This window comes from Streptomyces sp. ML-6 (genome assembly GCF_030116705.1).
Taxonomy (GTDB): Bacteria; Actinomycetota; Actinomycetes; order Streptomycetales; family Streptomycetaceae; genus Streptomyces.
The window spans coordinates 6,239,443-6,257,687 of sequence record NZ_JAOTIK010000001.1 but is presented as its reverse complement, the minus strand read 5'-3'; the positions used below and the strand labels follow the sequence as shown (position 1 = coordinate 6,257,687).

The window sequence follows — 18,245 nt, the reverse complement described above, 5'->3', positions numbered from 1 at the left end:
CCGGTTCCGCCTACCGGTCCGACGGGTGGGGGTCGGTGGACCCGTCCGACGGATGGGGGTCGGTGGACCCGTCCGAGGGGTGGAGGCCGGTGGCTCCGTCCGAGGGGTGGAGGCCGGTGGAGCCGCTCGCCCGTACCAGGGATGACCAGGACTCGGTCAGCAGCGCGAAGTCCTCGATGTCCGCACGGGCCTCTTCGAGCAGCTGTCGGCCGCCTGCCGCCAGGACCTCGGCGAACTCGGCGTACCTGCCGCCCAGTTTCCGGTAGGAGCGGTCGAGGACGTCCAGTCGGTGCACGTTCTCCGCCCGGTCCACCAGGGCGCTCCGTCTGGCCAGCTCGGCCACCGCCGCCGGCCGGACGCGGTGCCGGTCGTTGAGCAGTGCGGGACCGGCCTCCGCCATCTTCTCGTAGATGAAGTTGAAGTAGAGCATGGAGAGGAAGAACTTCGCGAACCGCAGCTGGTAGGCCATGAACCCGGCGTCGGTCCGGCGTTCCGCGGTGTAGAAGTTCACGATGTTGCGGTTGTGCAGGACCCCGGGCAGCGTGCTGTCGTGCACCAGGTGCATGAGGAAGTAGTCGCTGCCGATGGTGTCGGTCGCGGGCGGCAGCGGCACCCGTTCGTACACCTCGTCCAGGAAGCTGATGTTGCACATGTCGACCCGCATCGGATCGACATGGGTGAGGACCGAGTGGTCGCGGACGAACGGGTCGGTGCCGGCGCCCTTGAAGGACTCCTCGACGAGTTCCCTCTTCTGCTCGTCCGACCAGTGTCCGGGGGCCCACAGACCGACGACGTCGTGGTAGACGTCCTGGTCCAGCTCGGCGATCTCGCCGATGTCCACCGACAGCTCGCCGACGAAGGAACTGCCCACCATCACCACCGGTTTGTGCGCGTGCCCGGGGTCGAGCACGGTCTCGGACACCCCGGCCGCCGCGTCGGCCGCGGCCTTGCCGAGCGAGGCGAGTTCGTGGTGGATGGGGAAGACGGTCTCGCCGTCCAGGACCTGGTAGGTGCTGTCGGAGTCCCGGCGGTGCACCGACCGGCAGCCGAGCGCGGCGGCGATCAGGAACGCCCGGTTGGTGCAGGCGCCGTAGGAGACGCCGTCCGGGAGCATGAGGCCGAGCATCAGGTCGGGCTTGGCGACGCCGGAGCGCCGGATCACCCGCCGCAGGAAGTCACGCTGCTCCGCCTCGCCGAGGTGGTGCACGACCACGTGCGGGGCCCGGCGCGCCCCGGCGACGACCCGGGCGTGCTCCGCGAATTCCTGTTCGTTCGAGGAGTCCAGGATCAGCAGGTGCACCTCGACGCCGAAGTGTTCGGCCGCGTGGTCCGCCTCCTCGCCGACGGCCGAGATCGTCGCGGCGCAGGCCCTGTTCGTCGGAAGGGTCAGACAGATTCGGCGCATGCCAGCTCTCCGGTCGACCGCTCGTCGTCCTGCCCGTGCCAGGACTTCAGTCCCAGCAGCTTCTCGCCGAGGTCGTTCAGCGTGGCAGTGCCGTACCTGAGGGATTCGTGCTTCGTGATGTCGCCGACGAGCGTCCTGTTCCATTCCGGGGTGGCGAGGTTGCGCCACGAATCGATCCGGGAGCGCCGCAGTTCGTCGTGCGACTCCAGCGCGGGCATCATCGAGAGGTACTGGACGGCGCGGACCTCGTCCCGCGAGGTGTTGCGGGCCACCCCGTGCGCGAGCAGGCCGTTCCAGATCAGCAGGTCCCCGGCCCGCAGCTCCGGGCGGATGACCGGGAACTCCGCGCGGTCGGTGTCCGGCCTGATCGGGTCCCGGTCCGCGGGCTGCCCGGTCTTCCACTCCTCGAACCGGCGGAAGAGTTCCGGCGAGCACTGGAAGCCGCCCGCCTCCGGCCGGGTGTCGTTCAGCGCGATGATGCCCTGGACCCGCTGGGGCAGGACGCCGAGCGTGGTGTCGACGTCCCAGTGGAGCTCGATGTCGAAGCCCTTGTCGGTGGGCGCGATGAGCGCCCGGTCCCGGTTCTTGACGTTGGGCGGGTTGAGGTTGAGCCGGTCCAGGGTCACCCACAGCTCTTCGCAGTCCCACACGTCGACGAAGGCGTCGTAGACGCGCTGCGCCTGCCGGCTGTCCCAGATGAGCTGGTGGTGGTACGCCTCGACGAATCCGTAGACGTGCAGTTCCCGGTCCAGGTCGTCCCGGAAGGGGCGGTCCTCGTACCAGGTCTCGGGCCGGGCCGGGTCGAGACCCTGGAAGTCCCAGGTGAAGTCGAGCAGGCGGCGCGCCGCGGCGGCCGGGATCGCCTCCCGCACGATGACGTAGCCGTAGGTCTGCCAGAACTCGAAGTCCGCCTCGGAGAGCACCCGCAGTTCCCGCGACTTCCGGATGTCCCTCAGCGGTGTCTGTGCCAGGTAGGACTCGCCGTCCGAGCTGAAGTACGGGCGTTGCGAGGGGGATCGGTACAGGTAGGAGTCGGGCGTCGTCATGCGTTCACTCCAGGGCTCGGTTCTTCGTGGCTGGGCGGACCGACCGCTCCCCCTGCGGTACGGGTCCGGGCGCTCCACCTCGGTGGGTGCCGGTGACGGCCTCGGCGCCGTCGTCGTCGAACGGCGCCGGTACGGCGCTTCGGGCCGCGGGACGGGTGTGGTGCGGGTTGTCCGGGCGACGGGCCGGCCCGGTCACCGGCCTCGTGCGTCCGGTGCGGCGGACGGGTCGTGAGGCGGTGGAGCGGGTGGCGTCGCGTTGTGCTTCAAGGGCGGTGGCCGACGGTCCTGCCAGTCCGATGGGTCGGGGCGGTGCCGTCGGTTCTGTCGGTGTGGTGGTTCGCGCTCGGTCCTGCGGGCGGGTCGGATTCCAGGAAACGAACGTTTCCCAGTGCCTTGCTCACGTCTTCGCGGCCCTCCGGTCGAGCAGTTCCCGCCTCGACTCTTGTCGAGTCCCGGGCACCCGACAAGCCTTTCGGCGTACGCCGAATCGCCTCGGCGGCATGCCGGACCGGTTCCTCGTTTTCCGGCGTAATCGCTGGTGGGAGAGGTGACATCACACTTCTGGGCACCAGGCGGCGCAGTGTTTCGGTCATGCTCGTCCCCGGGTCGGCGGGCGTCGCGAAAAACACAACACCGGGCGCGGCGCCAAGCGCCGGCCCGGTGTGCGGTCGTGATGGACCCGTCGGCCCGTCGGCCCGGTGTGCGGTTGTGGTGTTGCGGGGGCCGGTCGGCCCCGGCGGTCAGCCCTGTGATGCCTGGTGGCTCATCAGACACTGTGTCAGCGTCACGCCCGAACGGTTCAGCTCGTACAGGACGCGCGTACCGGCCCGGTGGCGTTGCACCACACCGGCCGAGACGAGTGCCGAGAGGTGCTGGGAGACCGTGCTCGCGGCGAGCCCCAGGTGGTCGGCGAGCGCGGAGGTGGTGATCGGTTCGGCCAGTTCCCGTACGACCGAGGCGCGCCCCCGGCCCAGCAGGATCGCCAGGCGGTCCTCGCGCCGGTCCTGCGCGGCACCCTCCCGCTTCGGACCGGTGTGCAGGAGCCCCGCTCCCCGCGCCGCGAAGGAGACCACGGTCCGGCCGCCGGCGACCGACCACCAGTGGGTGCCGTCCGCGAACATCATCGGTACGGCGGTCAAGCGGCCCGTGCCGTCGGTGCGTTCGAGCGGCAGCCCCAGTTCGCGGAGGAGCGCCGCTCCCCCGCTCATCGCCAGGGTGCGCGAGCGGAAGAGGATCTCCTCCTCCAGACAGCGCGCCAGGCCTGCCTCGCGCGGCTCGACCGCGACCCGCCAGAAGTTCGCTAAATCGGCTGCCAGGTAACGGAGTTGACTCTCCGGGTCACGGATCAGCGCGGCGATCGGGGGATCCTCGACGGCCGCCGGGTACTCCCGGGCGATCTCGTCGCGGACCGGGGCGGCCGGGGTGCGCGCCAGGTCGTCCAGCCCCTCGGTGATCCCCGCCCGCCGCGAGGCGATGCCCGTCCCCAGGAACGAGGGGACACGCCCCCGCCGCCGGGCCAGGGCGACCACGGACCTCAGGCGCGGCGTCAGCATCCCGTGCGCCTCGCGGGCCCAGGAGCGATGGGGCCAGGGGGCGTCGGGGCCATAGCGGGTCAACAGCGCGACGGCGCCGAATGCCTGCCACAGATCGCACAACGCCAGTCTTACGTCGGGCTGCTGTCGGTCCATCAGCCCTCCAGGCCCGCACGCCGACGCACCGGGACACACACTTCGGCAAAGAATTGATGATGTGTCAATTCCCATGCTCTGAAGCTGAGTTCACTCCTGATGAGTGAAGTTTCAGCACCAGAAGCCCATGGCGAATCGAACATGAACCCCGCCCACCCATCGTGGTCCAGACCAATGATGCATGAGCTTTCGACACCCGCCCGACGACTGTCAAGAACGTTGTGACCCAGGCCACACGATCATCGCTCGGAGCGAGTGCGCAGGCACGGAAGGTAGCTCCCTCCGGTCCGGTTATATTGCCTGAAAGTGTGTTGACTTCATGTCGGAAGGCACCCTCGAAAGGGCCCTCACCAGGTCAACCGTCCTCCGGAAGACACCTGTCGGCCACTCTCCCGTCACTCCACCGCAACCCTCGTCCGATCCGCGAGGCGCCCTCGTCGGCACAGTCGCGACGGAACCGAAACCGGAACCGGAATCGGGACCAGGGCCGGAACCAGGACCGGGACCCGGTTCACCCCGTCCGGGTACCGGCGGGCGCCTCGCCCAGGGCCGCGGCGACGGCTTCCAGGACCTCGACCGGACGCAGCAGGTCCTCGTGCCCGATGGGCTGCCTGCCCGTACGGACCATCTCCAGGAACACTTCGAGGCCCGGGACGCAGTAGTCCGCGCCGGGGACGATCGTCCGCTGGACCATGGCCTCGCGGGTGAAGGCCATCGCGTGGAACGGGATCTGCTCCGTACTGCCCGGCCGGACGAGGTTCACGACGACCCGGGTGCCGCCCGCCGTGAACGAGGCGGTGACGGTGGTGTCGGTGAGGTCCGTGCGGATGCCGGAGACCGCTCCGGGTGCGAGCCGGAGGGCGAGGTCCGCCGCGTGGATCCCGTAGAAGAAGATCCCGTCGTACTCGCTGTCGGGGTCGGCCGGCCCGGACACGACGACCAGGTGCGGTGCGCCGTTCGCCGCCGCCCGGGCCGCCAGCTCCTCGGTGTCGGGGATCCAGCGGAGCGCCGAGGACGAGGTGAGCGGCGCGCCGTGGGCGAGCGCGGTGTCGATCATCGCCCGGGCGTCCTCGACGGTGCGGGCGAGCGGCTTGTCGACGAACACCGCGAGGCCCTCGGACAGGAAGGGAATCGCCAGGTCGCGGTGGCGCGTGCCGTACCGGTCCGCGACGACGACGGCGTCGACCAGTCCGAGCAGCCCGGCGGGCTCGTCGACGATCCTCGTGATCCCGCCGGTGGCCGCCAGGGCGTCGTTGCGCGGGCCGTGCCCGCCGCTGAGCGCCACGACGCGGGCGTCGCCGCCCGCCCCGTCGATGTTGAGGTGGCGGACGATCTGGTCGACGTGGCTGCTGTCGGTGCCGACGATCCCGATGCGCATCCGGAGACGTTCCCTTCATCGGTGGCGGCGACCCGCCCGCCCGTGGTGCGGCATCGAGTCTCGCACAGGGGGTGGACGGCCCCGCCGCCCGGTACCGCGCTCCGCCCACCGGGACGGCGACGTGCCGGAACCGGGCACCCCGGGCCCGCCCGAATCGGGCGTCCAGGGGCCCATCGGAGCCGGGCCTTCAAGCAGTGCCGGGCATTCAGGCGGTGCCGGGCATTCAGGCGGTGTCGGCCGTCGCCTTCGTCGCTGCGGCCAGATACGCCAGTACCAGAGGGCGTTCGTCGTCCCGGCGGGCGGCCACCGCCAGCCGGGACGGGGAGATGCCGCGGACCGGTACGGCGGTCACCTCGTCCCGGACGACCAGCGGGGCGTTCCCGGCGGCCAGCAGGACCACCCCCTGACCGTTGACGACCGCCGCGTGGGTCTCCTCGGCGCTGCTCACCACCCCGCCCACCCGCCCCGGGCGTCCAGGGCCAGCCAGTAGTCCCGCAGCGGACCGGCCTCCGGTGGAAGGGCGAGGAACGGCTCGTCGAGGAGGTCCGCGAAATCGACCGCCCCCTCGTGGTCGGCCGCGGCCCGCACCGCCAGGGGGTGCCCCTGCGGCAGCGCCACCAGGCGGACGGTGCAAGGCGGCGACGGCACCCAGCCCGGGGACCCGGCGAAGGCCGCGGCGGCGATCCGGCTGGCCCTGGACGCCGAGCGGACCCCGCTGCGACTCGTCCTCGGCGGCGACGCGGTGGACGCCGTCGTCAGGCACCTGGACTCGGTGCGGGCCGAGCTCGCCGAGTGGGAGAAGGTCTCCCGGGGAACGGACTTCGACCCGCGGTGACGGCAGGCACGGTACGGGGGTGACGGCAGGGGCCGCCCGCGGTGACGGCAGGGGCGGTACGGGGCGTACGGGGCCGTCCGCGCAGGTGGCCGGCACCGCGCGCCGGCCCCTGCACGCGCGGGCGCGCGGGCGGGCGCGCGGGCGCGCGGTGCGTCCCGCCCCCTCCGGGCGTGCTTGTCACCACCCCGGGTCGGGCATTACTGTCGCCACGCCTTGGTGAACGGGAAATCCGGTGTGATACCGGTGCGGCCCTCGCCACTGTGATCGGGAAGTCCGGCTCCAGCCCCCTGCGGGCAGCCACTGGGTCCTCGGACCCGGGAAGGCGGAGCACGGGCGGTGGTACCCGTCAGCCAGGAGACCGGCCAAGGCGCGTCAACCATCCACGAGGTGCTGGAGAGGGTCTACTGAGCCATGCACATAGCCGAGGGCTTTCTGCCTCCGGCGCACGCGATCGCCTGGGGCGTCGCGTCCGCGCCGTTCGTCGTACACGGAGTACGGTCACTCACCCGTGAGGTCAAGGAGCACCCGGAGAGCACCCTGCTCCTCGGCGCCTCCGGGGCCTTCACCTTCGTCCTGTCGGCCCTGAAACTCCCTTCGGTGACCGGGAGTTGCTCGCACCCCACGGGCACCGGGCTGGGCGCCATCCTCTTCCGGCCGCCGATCATGGCGGTGCTCGGCACCATCACCCTGCTCTTCCAGGCGCTGCTGCTGGCCCACGGCGGCCTGACCACGCTCGGCGCCAACGTCTTCTCGATGGCGGTCGTCGGCCCCTGGGCCGGGTACGGGCTGTACCGGCTGCTGCGGCGGTTCGACGTGCCGCTGATGGTGGCGGTGTTCTTCGCCGCGTTCGTCGCCGACCTCTCCACCTACTGCGTCACCAGTGTGCAGCTGGCGCTGGCCTTCCCCGACCCGAGCAGCGGTTTCCTGGGCGCGCTCGGCAAGTTCGGCTCCATCTTCGCCGTCACCCAGATCCCGCTCGCGGTGAGCGAGGGGCTGCTGACGGTGGTCGTGATGCGGCTGCTGGCGCAGTCCAGCAAGGGGGAACTGACCCGGCTGGGCGTGTTCCCGGCCGTCCGGGCGGACCGGACCGGCACGCCCGAGGGAGTGGCCCGATGAGCCGTAACGCGAAGATCAACGCCCTGTTGCTGCTCGTCGTGGCCGCGCTCGCGGTCCTGCCGCTGGCGCTCGGCCTCGGCGACCACAAGGAGGAGCCGTTCGCGGGCGCCGACGCCGAGGCGGAGACGGCGATCACCGAGCTCGAACCGGACTACGAACCCTGGTTCTCGCCCCTGTACGAACCGCCGTCCGGCGAGATCGAGTCGGCGCTCTTCGCCCTCCAGGCGGCGCTCGGCGCGGGTGTCCTCGCCTACTACTTCGGGCTGCGCCGGGGCCGCCGCCAGGGCTCGGAACTCGCAGGGGCGCAGGGGCAGGCACGGCGGGATCCCGAAAGCGCGCCCGTCGGTACCGGGGACTCCCCCGCCGAGGGAGCCTGAACCCGCGGTGCTGCCGATCGACGAGGCGGCGCACGGCAACCGCTGGCGCCGCCGTCACCCCGTGGACAAGGCCGTGCTCGGACTCGGGCTCACCGTGCTCGCGATCTCGCTGCCGCCCTGGCCCGGCGCGGCGCTCGTCCTGGTGACGGCGCTCGTGCTGCTGACCGGTCCGGCGGGCGTGCCGGGCCGGCGGCTGTGGCGGGCGTACCGGGTGCCGTTGGGTTTCTGCGTGACCGGGGCGGCCACCCTGCTGGTGCGGGTCGGCGGCCCCGACGGGTTCGTGGCCCTCGCCGACGACGGGCCGGTCCGGGCGGGGGAACTCCTGCTGCGCACCTCGGCCGCCTCCCTGGGGGTGCTGCTGTTCGCCTTCACCACGCCCATGTCCGACCTGTTGCCGCGCCTGGTGCGGGCCGGGGTGCCCGCGCCGGTCGTGGACGTCGCCCTGGTGACGTACCGCATGAGTTTCCTGCTGCTCGACTCCGTGCGCCTGATCCGTCAGGCGCAGGCGGCCCGGCTCGGGCACACCACGCGGGCCGCCGCCTGGCGTTCCCTCGGCGGGCTCGGCGCCACCGCGTTCGTCCGGGCCTTCGACCGGGCGGCGCGGCTCCAGGCCGGGCTCGCCGGCCGGGGCTACGACGGCACCCTGCGCGTCCTGGTGCCCGAGGCCCGGGTCTCCGTCCCCTTCACCGCGGCGAGCCTCGCGCTGCTCGCGGCACTGACCGTCCTCACCTTCGTACTGGAAAGGCCGCTGTCATGAGCGAGCCCGCCGCCCTGGTCGCCCTGCGGGGCGCGTCCTTCTCGTACGAGGACGGGCCGACCGTGCTCGACGGGCTCGACTTCGAGGTGCGCGAGGGGCGCGCGCTCGCGCTGCTGGGCCGCAACGGCAGCGGCAAGACCACCCTGATGCGGCTGCTCAGCGGCGGGCTGCGGCCGCGCACCGGGCGACTGACCGTCGAGGGGAGCCCCGTCTCGTACGACCGCAAGGGGCTGACCCGGCTGCGCACGACCGTGCAGTTGGTGGTGCAGGACCCCGACGACCAGCTCTTCGCCGCGTCCGTCCTCCAGGACGTGTCCTTCGGCCCGCTCAACCTGGGCCTGTCCGACGCCGAGGTGCGGGCGCGCGTCGACGAGGCGCTCACCGCCCTGGACATCGGCGCGCTGGCCGACCGGCCCACCCATCTGCTGTCCTACGGGCAGCGCAAGCGGGCCGCGATCGCCGGTGCCGTCGCCATGCGGCCCCGGGTGCTGATCCTCGACGAGCCGACCGCCGGGCTCGACCCGGACGGCCAGGAGCGGCTGCTCGCCACCCTCGACCGGCTCCGTGCGAACGGCACCACCGTCGTCATGGCCACCCATGACGTCGATCTCGCCCTGCGCTGGGCCGACGACGCCGCACTCCTCACCCCGTCCGGCGCACACCTCGCCCCGGCACCCGCCGCCCTCGCCCGCACCGACCTGCTCCAGCAGGCGGGGCTGCGCCTGCCGTGGGGCATCGCGGCGGCCGAACTGCTGCGCACGCACGGGCTGTTGGCCGAAGGCACCACCGGTCCGCGCACCCCGGAGGAACTGGCCGCCCTGGTGCCCGAGGCCCCGGCCGACCGCTGATCCGGCGCGGCACGAGCCCCCGGCTCATCCGCCGCGGCGGGCCTGTTCCCCCAGGTCCGAGAGCAGATCGTCGAGCACGGCCTCCTCCTCGACCCGGATTCCGTGCTCGGCGAGGGCGCCGGCCAGGTCCGGGTCCCACGGGGTGGCGACGGGTGCGCCGGTCAGCCGCTGCGGCTCCGTCACCCGGGCCAGGGCGGCCAGGTAGTCGGCCGCCCCGAAGCGCCAGGGCCGCCACGCGACACCGCGCCCCAGCGTCGCGGCGATGCGCATCCCGCCCCAGTCGAAGTCGCCGTGGTGGAGGAACCCGGCTCCCCTCCCGGACAGGCCGCGCAGCAGGGCGAGCGCGGCGGCCGAGGGCTGCCCCTGGAGGCACACCATGGGCGGGCACGCCGGGCCGAAGGCGTCGGCGGCGGCGGACAGGACGGCCGGGTTCTCGCAGACGTACACGGTCCCCGTTCCCGGGAGGGCGCCGCTCGGGGCGTGCCGGGCGAGCGAACGCAGCGTCAGGACGGCGGGCTCCCCCTCGTCGGCCGCCCAGTCGAGGGCCGGTGTCCCCCGCAGGTTGAGGGTCAGGACGGTCGACGACACGTCGTCCCTGAGCAGCCCCGCCGACGCCCAGGCCTCCCGCTGCCACTCGGCGCCGGAGCCGTCCGGGAAACCCGTGAGGGCCCGCAGCCCCGACAGGACCAGGGCGGCGAGCGGGGTTCCCTCGTCCAGGGCGTGCGCGCCGGAGAGGTGGCGGGCCGCGAACGTCGCCCGTGACACCGGCGGAACCGCGGGCAGTGCGCGCAGCGCCCGTACGGCGGCGCCCACCAGCGGGCCGGCGGCTTCCGGGGTACGTGCGAGCCGCCGTACGAGACCGTCCCCGCGGGCCCGTTCCGCCCAGTCGGCCAGCCCGAAGGCCAGGGTGTCGAACGGTGCGTACGCGTCCTCCCAGGCCCGTTCCTCCCGGTCGCGCACCTCCGTGCGCACGGCGACGGGCCCGGTCAGGGCCACCACCGCGGCCTCCAGCCCGTCGGGGCCGGCCCCGGACCGGCGCAGCACCGCGTCCACCGCGTCGAGGCGTACCGTCAGGGAGCGACCCGCGCCGGGCGCCCGCCCCAGCAGGCGTTCGGCGGCCTCCCGTTGGAGTTCGTCGGGGCGGGCCAGGGTGACCGTGCCGGTGAGGGGCCGGCCGGCGGCCATCCGGCGGCGGGCACGTTCCAGGAGCCAGGCGAGGCCGGGGTCGCCGAGCAGCCGGCCGAGACGGTCGGCGTCGGGCTGACCGGGGTGGTCGGCGTCGGAGCGGCCGGGGTGGTCGGCGTCGGAGCGATCCGTGTCGGTCCGGCCGGGAGGGTTCACCCCCACAGGGACTCCTGCTCTCCCTCGTCCTGCGCGGCGGTGGTTCCGCCCGGTTCCTGCGTGCCGGTGGCTCCCGTGCCCCGCGCGGCGCCGGACTCGCTCGGCCCCTGCGTGCCACCAGTCCGCGCCGTCCCGGGGGCCGTTCCCTCGGCGTCCCGGCCCCTCCGGTCGCGGCCGTCGGACTGGAGGGGCACCGTCGTCGTGCGCGATGCGGTTCCCGGCTCGGGGCCGCGCCGCCGGTCGAAGCCGTCCCATTCCCAACGGGTCACCAGGACGGCGTCGATGTCGTCGACGCGGGAGAGCTGCGCGATGGCGATGCCGGGCACCTGCGGGTAGCAGGCCCATTCCCGTTCGCTGGTCATGACGACGTCGAGGTCGAAGGCGCGCAGCAGGCCGAGGCACTTGGCGCGGGAGTCGTCGTCCACCCCCGCGAACGCCTCGTCCAGGGTGACCAGTCGCGGGGCGTGCGCGCCGCCCGCGCTCGCGTAGTGGGAGGACGCGGCGGCGAAGAGCGGTACGGACGCCGCCAGGACGCGTTCGCCGCCGGAGGCGGGCCCGGTGGCGGGCACCCACTTGCCGTGCTGGTGCCGTTCGACGCCGAACTCGTGCCACGCCCGGTAGTCGAGGGCGGCGGTGAGGTCCTCCTGCCAGCTGCCCGTGCTGTCGTCGGCCTGGCGGCGGGCGATCTGCTCCTGGAGGAACACCCCGACCGCCGCCCGGTCCTGCGGCGACCAGGCGTCGGCCGACTGACGCAGCCGTTCCCGGGCCTGGGCCAGCCCCTGCGGGGCCCGGCGGGAGGCCCGCCACACCAGGCGCAGCTTCATGCCCGTCGAGGTCGGGCGTTCCTCCAGCTCCCGGTTCATGGCGCGCACCCGGCGTTCGGCGGCCCCGATCAGTTCCTGGAGCGTCCCGGCGACCTCGGTGATCAGATGGGTCTCCAGGATCTCGCGTTCGTGCGCCGACAGGAGGCGGGTCAGTTCGGTGACCTCGGCGGCCAGGGCCTCGGCGAGTTCGGGCACGGCGCGCCGCCGGCCCTGGTAGACGATGTCGACCCGCATGCCGTCCTCGCCCGGACGGGCCGTCGCGGTGTGTCCGTGCCGGGAGAGTGCGTCCTGGAGCCGGCCCAACTCCTCGCTCAGCCGCTTCTGGACGCGTTCCCAGGCCGCGTCCGAATCGTCGACGGAGGAAAGCCGGGACTCGACGGCACGGGCGAGGTTCACCGCGGGGGTCGCCGCCCACGTGCCGCCGTCGTCGTCCGGTACGGCGACGTCGGGGAGGGCGACGGCGAGCAGCCCGGTCGAGACGAACCGCTGGAGCGCCTCGACGGCGCGTCCGCGCGCGGCGGTGGCGTCCGTGACGTCCTCCTCGAGCCGTTCGATGCGTCCCTCGGCGTGCCCGGCCCGCCGGTCCGCGTCGCGGATGTCCGCCTGGGCCCGCTGCTGTTCGGCCGCGCAGGCGCGGGCGGCGGTCGCGGTCTCCTCCAGCCGCCGCTGGAGTTCGGCGACGGCGGCGCCGACGGTGGAGCGGAGCGTGCGCAGGTGTTCGTCCGCGGAGGCGGCCAGGCGGGCCGCCTCCGCCGCGCGTTCCGCGAGTTCGAGGGCGCGGAGTTCGGCCCGCTCGGTCTCGGCCCGGTCGCCGGTGACCGCGTGCTCGGCGTCCGTGCGCTCGCGCAGGGCCGGCCACAGCTCCGCGAGGTGGGCGGTGTGATCGGCGAGTGCCTGGCGCACGACGGCCAGTGCCTCCCGGTCGGCGGGGAGGTGCAGGGCGGTGGCCGTCTCGTCGAGTTCGGCCGCTCTGCGCTCGGCTTCCCCGGCCGCCCCGTCGAGTTCGGCGGCCCGCTCCCGCTGCCGGGCACGGGCCCGCCGGACCGCGTCGGTCGCGGCGGTGACCCGGGCGTGCGCGTGGCGCAGCTCGTCGTCGCCGGGTACGGCCGCGAGTTCGGCGTCGAGCACCTCGCGGCGCCCCGCCACCGCGCGCAGCTCCCCGGCCAGCCGCTCCCGCTCCGCCTCCAACTTCTCCCGTTCGACGTGCAGTTCGGCGATCCGGGTGCGGCGCGCCTGTTCCCGCGCGCCCTCCCCCACGTACTGGGCGCTGTCCTTGGCCCAGCTCCCGGTCAGCGCGCCGACGCGGAAGCTCCCGTCCGTGGCGACCCAGGTGCCGTGGGCCCCGGCCCACCGGGCGTCCTCCGCCGGCCCGACCCCGTTCCCGCCCGCCGACCCGATGCCCGCCGGCCCGACCCCGTTCCCGCCCGCCGACCCGATGCCCGCCAGCCCGATCGAGGCCAGCAGGTGCTGGACCGTCCGTTCCCCCACGGCTGCGGCCCCCGCGTCGGCGTGGTCGACCGCCGGGCACAGCACCTGGTCGAGGCCGTTCCCGCCGGGCGCGTCCACGGGCGAGAGGAGCACGTCGTGCCCGTTCGCCGCGACCGCGGAACCGTCCGGCCGCACCCAGGCGTCGAGGAGCCCCGACGCCTCCAGGGCGGCCTCCAGTCCGGCGCGTTCGGCCCCGGTGACGTGCGGGCGGAAGTCGACCAGTCGCCACAGCGGGGCCCCGGCGCCTTGGGTCCGGACATCGGGGGTGCGGGTGTACGGGGCGGAGGGGCCCCGCTGTCCGCCCGCTTCGAGCGCGGTCAGTTCCTGGGCCACCAGCCGCTGCCGTTCCGCCGTCGCCGTTTCGCGGTGGGTCAGGGCGGCGGCCCGGTCGGCCAGGCCGGCGGCGAGGGAACGGTGGGTTCCGGCCGCGGCGACGAGCGCCGGATGGGGGCCGTTCAGATGGCCCGCCCACTCCTGCACCGCGTCGAGCACTCCCGGCAGCCCGGCCGGCCGCAGCTCCGCGCACCCGGACAGGTGCTCCCGGACGGCGGCGACGAGCGCCCGCCCGGCCTGGGCGGTTTCCTCCTCGGCCCGGGCCAGCAGTTCTCCGGCGTGCACCACCTCCTCGTCGGCCTCGTCGGCGCGCAGCCGGGCGGCGTTGTGCGCCTCCCCGGCCCGTTCGGCGCGCTCGGCGAGGGCCTCCACATGGGCGACGGCACGCCGTCGGCTCGCCGTCGCCTCGTCCGCCGCGCGGCGCAGCGCGGTGACGGGGGCGCCCTCGGTGCGCGGGGCGTCGAGCCGGGCCGCCGCGGCGCTCCCGGTCACCCGGCCCAGGACGTCGTCCAGGGCCTCCTGCGCGGCGGTCAGCCGGTTCGTCGCGGTGTCGAGCCGGCCCAGGGCCCGGGTGTGCGCCTGGTCGGCCGTCCGCCGGTCCGCCTCGGCGCGCGTCAGGTCGGCCGCCGTGCGGGAGGCGTCGACCGCCGCCTGGTCGAGCGCGCGGGCGTCGCGCATCCCGGGCCCGGTCCGCAGGGCCGCGTCCTGCGCGCCCAGCCGCGCCGCGTGCTCGTCGAGGGACGCCGCCCGTTCCTGCGCCTTCGCCCGGTCCGCCACGGCCTGTTCGCGGGCGTCCTGCGCCTTGAGGAGTTCCCGCTGGATGTGCTCGTAGCGGGCGTGTTCGGTGCGGGGCAGCCGGGCCCGGCGCCGGGAGGCGATGCGGGCGTAGCGCCGGTAGTGGTCGAGGAACCCCGACGACGCCTCCTCCGCCTCGCGCGCCGCCCGCAGCTGCTCCTTCTCCTCGTCCAGCGACCGGAACGCCTCCGCCGCGTCGGCGACGACCGCCTGGTCCATCGGCGGCAGCGCCTCCGTCAGCGCCCGGGACAGAGCCGCCTCGTTGGGGCGCTTGGACAACTGGGGCTGGCGCAGCTGGATGAGGAGGTCGACGAGTGCGCCGTAGCGCTGCTCCCCCAGTCCGAAAAGGGCCTCGTCGACCGCCCGGCGGTACGTCTTCGCGGTGTCGTACACCATGCCGTGGCTGCCGACGGCCTCCGCGAGCCGGTCCCGGGACAGAGCCGTGCCGGTCGCGTCGAGCAGGTCGAGTCCGGCGCCGATCCGCTGGTCGGTCACCGCGAACCAGTGGCGGGCGATCCCGCGTCCGGTGACGGCCTTCAGCCCGCAGAGCAGGGTGCGGAAATGGGGTTCGCCGGTGGTCCCGTCGAGCCGTCCGAACTCGATCCAGGTGTAGCCGAGCCGTTCGGGATGCGGGTGCTCACCGCCCAGCAGGAGGTTCCACTCCATCCGCTTGCCCGGGTCGCCGTCGGGCTCGACCCGGCGGGCGGAGAGGTCCCCGTCCAGCAGGAACGGCAGGGTGAGGGCGAGCACCTTGGACTTCCCGGTGCCGTTGTTGCCGCGCAGCAGCAGCCGGCCGTCGCGGAACCAGAACTCCTCGACGTCGTAGTGGAACAGGTCGACGAGCCCGATGCGCAGGGGCCGCCACCGGCCGGGGGCGGGGCTGGGGAGGGCGGGGGCCGGGAGCCCGGTCGAGGCGCGGTTCACCTTTCGTCCTTCACGTTCGTGTGCGGTGCGGTGGGAGGGTGCGGACGGTTCGGTGGTGCGGCCGGTTCCCTGACGACTGCTTCGCCGACCGCGTACCGCGCGAGGGCCGGCCGCGGCACGACGCCCTGCTCGGTGTGCTCGGCGAGCCCCAGGGCCACCAGTTTCTCCAGGGCCTGTGCCACCAGTACGGGTTCGGCGCCCGGCTCCCTGGCCGACTTCGCCCAGAACCCGCCGTGTTCGGCGGCGAGTTCGCGCACCCGCCGCGCCAGCTCCGCCGGTGCGACGGGCCGCCCGGCTGCCGCCAGGTACTGGGCGAGCAGGAGGGTGACGTGCCCGTGCGTGCCCTGTTCCGGCATGCGTACGTCGGTGAGGTCGTCCAGGGGGTCCACCATGGCGACGCCCTCGGCGCGCACCTCGGGTACCAGCCCGGTCAGTTCGCCGATCCGCGCGGTGATGAAGCCGCGCTGCCGGGTGAGGTAGGCCAGTTCGTCGTCGGTGAGGTCGTCGTAGTAGAGCACCGGGTCGTCGAGGAGGAGGCGGGTCAGCTTCCACCGGATCGCACGGAACCTCAGCTCGTCGCTGTCGAGGGCGGTCCGCGCCGTCATCTCCACCAGCCGTTCCTCGAACTCCTCGGCCTCGACGAGGGAGGGGCCGCGCAGGGACGCCGGCATCCCGGCCAGCACCCGCCGCCGTACGTCGTACAGCGCGTCCCCGGACCCGCTGATGTACGCCTCCTCGTCGCCCGCCACCCGCCGCAGCACCCCGGCCCGCAGCAGCAGTCGTACGACGGCCGCGAGGTCGAGGCGTTCGTCGCGCCGCTCCAGGGTGAACACGATCCCGGCGGCGACGAGTTCGGGATCGGCGGCGGCCAGCACGATCTGTTCGGCGAGCCGGCCGAGCGCCACCTGGGCCTCGCCCCGTTCCAGCGCGGCCAGCGCCAGGCAGAGCAGGACGTAACGGCGCCTGGTGAAGGGCAGGGCGGTCCGGGTGGCCTCCCGGGCCGGATGCGTGGGATCGGTGAGGGTGCCCGGCGCCTTGCGCAGCCGCGCCGCGTCGGCGTCCGTGCGCAGCGTCCAGCCGACGTTGCGCTCGAACCACTCGCGCAGTTCGGCCTGGTGCCGTCGCACCAGCCGGAACTCGTCGGCGTACGGCCCGTCGGCGGTGAGCAGCGGCTCCTTCAGCAGGGCACGCGCGGCGCGTTGCAGGTCGGCCCGGCGCTGGCCGTCGAGGACCTCGGCGAGCGGCCCGGTCACCGCCCCTCCCCCGGCCCCGCGACCGTCCCGGCTCCGACGGAGGCGGATGCGGGTTCGGCTTCGGCTTCGGCTTCGGCCGACGCGGACGCGACGGGTGCGGCCGACTCGGCTTCGGTGGATGTGGCTTCGGCCGACGCCGGTGTGAGCCCGGCGGGCGGCCCGAACCGGATCTCCTCCGTGAGGTCGATGATGTCGATCAGGTGGTCGGGCCCGCTGAACACCCCGTCGGGGGTGCGCACCTCGGCCGTCGAACCGTCGTCGAGCGCGGTCAGCCGGATCTCCATGGAGCCGTCCCCACTGGTGGCCGCGGTGGCCGTCGTCTCCGGCCGCCAGGTGGCGAGGGCGTCGCCGAGCAGCCGCAGGAACAGCTGGAAGGCGACCGGATCGAGTTCCCCCAGCCGGGACAGCCGCACCGGCCCGCCCGTCGCGAGCCGCTCCCGGGCCGCCCTGACCTCCTCGGCCTGTTGGGCGGCGATCTCGGCGAGCCTGCGCTTCGCCTCTCCCCGGTCGGCCACCCGGCGCGGTTTGCCACGCCGCTCGTAGCTGCCGGTGCGGCGCAGCTGGGGGCTGACCCGCAGCGGTCGCGCCCCGGCCCACGGCGTCGAGGGCGGCTCGGGCGCGGCCGTCCGCTCGGCGAGGGTGTCGCCGTCGACGGTGAGGTGCCGGGACGGATACAGCCCGAACGCCACCCGCCACAGCCGGTGCCGCGCCGCGTCGTCCGGCGCCTGGGCGAACCACCGGGCCAGCGTGCGGAAGTCGGCCGAACGGTCGGACCGCCCGGCCCGTCGCTCGTTCAACTGCCGTACGACGGCGAGGAGTTGTGGAATCGATCCGAGTGCGCGCCCCCGCAGCAGCCGGGCCTGCGACTCCCGCCCCTCCCCCGAGACGAACCACTGCGCGAGCCCGGACCACCGGTCCGCCCACCGCTCGTACGCCACCGCCTCCGCGTGCTCGGCGTCGTCGGGAGAGGCGTCGACGGCCTCCCGGGCGGCGGCGATCCGCAGCAGCGGCCCCACCCGCCCCTGGTCCTCCAGCTCCCCGATCAGCAGGGCGATCCGTCCGCCGAGGGTGATCAGGTCCTGGATGAACCGCTCCAGGTACTGGATCAGCCGGTCCTTGTACGCGAGGAACGCCTCGACCTCGATGTCGTGCAGATCGATGGTGCGCTGGAGCGATCCCATGAAGGCACGGGCGTTGTCGGCGAGGTCGGTGAAACGCGTGGTCAGCACGGACAGGGCGAGGTACGCCTTCGCCGGGTCCGGTTCGTCCTGCGCCGCGATCACCAGCAGCGCCCGCAGCTGCGTGACAATGTCGTGCAGCGCGACCGCCTGGAGCTCCCCGCGCCGCCCCAGCACCTCGTCGTACGCCCCCAGCGCCGCCTCGGCCGCCTCACCGGCCCGTGTGAGCTGGTAGATGAACCGCCGGCGGTAGAAGTCCTCGACCGCCGTCACCCGCGCGTGGTCCGGATCGGCCCGCAGGTTCCCCCAGCCGACGAGACTGTCCAGCGCCTTCGTCACCGCCTCGACATCGGCGGGCCGGCTCTCCGCCTCCAGGGCGGCGTGCACGTCCTCCGGCCGCAGGTGCACGGCGAACCGTTCCTTGGCGGCGAGGAAGGTGCGCATCACCTGCCGGTAGAGGGGAGCGTTGGGGGCGGTGAGGTGGGCGAAGGGGCTGTAGCCGACGGAGGACGAAGCGGGGGCCCGGCCGGCCGCCTCCCGGTTCCGCTCGTGGACCGGCTGCCGGTCCCGTGCGCTCCCCCGGTCGCCGTCCTCCAGCATGACCATGCGATTCGTCGCCCCCACCCTCGCGCTTGCGTCGTTCCGGATCGTTCCGAGTC

At 74.0% G+C, this 18,245-nt stretch carries 12 protein-coding genes, 2 pseudogenes and 1 riboswitch; of the genes and pseudogenes, 5 read left to right on the top strand and 9 right to left on the bottom strand.

The window, feature by feature from the left end; translation table 11 throughout:
• Window positions 1-10 precede the first annotated feature (10 nt).
• The 5 genes and pseudogenes from OCT49_RS27690 to OCT49_RS27670 form a co-directional block, all read right to left on the bottom strand.
• Window positions 11-1,405, bottom strand: a complete 1,395-nt coding sequence (locus OCT49_RS27690) for a DUF6271 family protein (RefSeq protein WP_283854510.1) — start codon at window positions 1,403-1,405, stop codon at window positions 11-13.
• Window positions 1,387-2,451 (bottom strand): phytanoyl-CoA dioxygenase family protein, encoded by a 1,065-nt coding sequence (locus OCT49_RS27685; protein WP_283854509.1) that lies wholly within the window; start codon window positions 2,449-2,451, stop codon window positions 1,387-1,389. Before OCT49_RS27685 ends, OCT49_RS27690 begins: the two co-directional genes overlap by 19 nt.
• Before the next feature lie 740 nt (window positions 2,452-3,191).
• Window positions 3,192-4,139, bottom strand: a complete 948-nt coding sequence (locus OCT49_RS27680; RefSeq protein ID WP_283854508.1) for an ArsR/SmtB family transcription factor — start codon at window positions 4,137-4,139, stop codon at window positions 3,192-3,194.
• Between the two features lie 511 nt (window positions 4,140-4,650).
• Window positions 4,651-5,517 carry a Gfo/Idh/MocA family protein gene (locus OCT49_RS27675; RefSeq protein ID WP_283854507.1) on the bottom strand — a complete coding sequence of 289 codons (867 nt, stop codon included), beginning with the start codon at window positions 5,515-5,517 and terminating at the stop codon, window positions 4,651-4,653.
• A gap of 223 nt (window positions 5,518-5,740) precedes the next feature.
• Window positions 5,741-6,141, bottom strand: a pseudogene (locus OCT49_RS27670) (LysR substrate-binding domain-containing protein); the annotation flags it as partial.
• Between OCT49_RS27670 and OCT49_RS27665 the strand changes: the two are divergent.
• The 5 genes and pseudogenes from OCT49_RS27665 to OCT49_RS27645 form a co-directional block, all read left to right on the top strand.
• Window positions 6,131-6,352, top strand: a pseudogene (locus tag OCT49_RS27665) (short-chain dehydrogenase/reductase); the annotation flags it as partial. The pseudogenes OCT49_RS27670 and OCT49_RS27665 overlap by 11 nt on opposite strands.
• Window positions 6,353-6,549: 197 nt before the next feature.
• Window positions 6,550-6,733, top strand: a riboswitch (cobalamin riboswitch).
• Window positions 6,734-6,763: 30 nt separating this feature from the next.
• The gene (locus OCT49_RS27660; RefSeq protein ID WP_283854506.1) at window positions 6,764-7,468 is read left to right on the top strand and encodes an energy-coupling factor ABC transporter permease; all 705 of its coding nucleotides are present in this window, start codon (window positions 6,764-6,766) and stop codon (window positions 7,466-7,468) included.
• Complete coding sequence (locus OCT49_RS27655) at window positions 7,465-7,845, top strand: energy-coupling factor ABC transporter substrate-binding protein (RefSeq protein ID WP_283854505.1); 381 nt, start codon at window positions 7,465-7,467, stop codon at window positions 7,843-7,845. The genes OCT49_RS27660 and OCT49_RS27655 overlap by 4 nt, the downstream gene beginning before the upstream one ends.
• A gap of 7 nt (window positions 7,846-7,852) precedes the next feature.
• Complete coding sequence (gene cbiQ, locus OCT49_RS27650; RefSeq protein WP_283854504.1) at window positions 7,853-8,602, top strand: cobalt ECF transporter T component CbiQ; 750 nt, start codon at window positions 7,853-7,855, stop codon at window positions 8,600-8,602.
• Window positions 8,599-9,450 carry an energy-coupling factor ABC transporter ATP-binding protein gene (locus tag OCT49_RS27645; protein ID WP_283854503.1) on the top strand — a complete coding sequence of 284 codons (852 nt, stop codon included), beginning with the start codon at window positions 8,599-8,601 and terminating at the stop codon, window positions 9,448-9,450. Before cbiQ ends, OCT49_RS27645 begins: the two co-directional genes overlap by 4 nt.
• A gap of 24 nt (window positions 9,451-9,474) precedes the next feature.
• On the opposite strand, the gene OCT49_RS27640 is transcribed toward OCT49_RS27645, so the two are convergent.
• From OCT49_RS27640 to OCT49_RS27625, 4 genes are read right to left on the bottom strand one after another with little or no spacing between them, the layout of a single operon-like run.
• Window positions 9,475-10,797: a TIGR02679 family protein gene (locus OCT49_RS27640; RefSeq protein ID WP_283854502.1), complete on the bottom strand. Its 1,323-nt coding sequence runs from the start codon at window positions 10,795-10,797 to the stop codon at window positions 9,475-9,477.
• A complete protein-coding gene (locus OCT49_RS27635; RefSeq protein WP_283854501.1) occupies window positions 10,788-15,155 on the bottom strand; it encodes a TIGR02680 family protein in 4,368 nt (1,455 codons plus the stop codon). Before OCT49_RS27635 ends, OCT49_RS27640 begins: the two co-directional genes overlap by 10 nt.
• Window positions 15,152-16,408, bottom strand: a complete 1,257-nt coding sequence (locus OCT49_RS27630; protein ID WP_283854500.1) for a TIGR02678 family protein — start codon at window positions 16,406-16,408, stop codon at window positions 15,152-15,154. Before OCT49_RS27630 ends, OCT49_RS27635 begins: the two co-directional genes overlap by 4 nt.
• Window positions 16,405-18,192 carry a TIGR02677 family protein gene (locus tag OCT49_RS27625; protein ID WP_283854499.1) on the bottom strand — a complete coding sequence of 596 codons (1,788 nt, stop codon included), beginning with the start codon at window positions 18,190-18,192 and terminating at the stop codon, window positions 16,405-16,407. The genes OCT49_RS27630 and OCT49_RS27625 overlap by 4 nt, the downstream gene beginning before the upstream one ends.
• Between the last annotated feature and the right edge of the window lie 53 nt (window positions 18,193-18,245).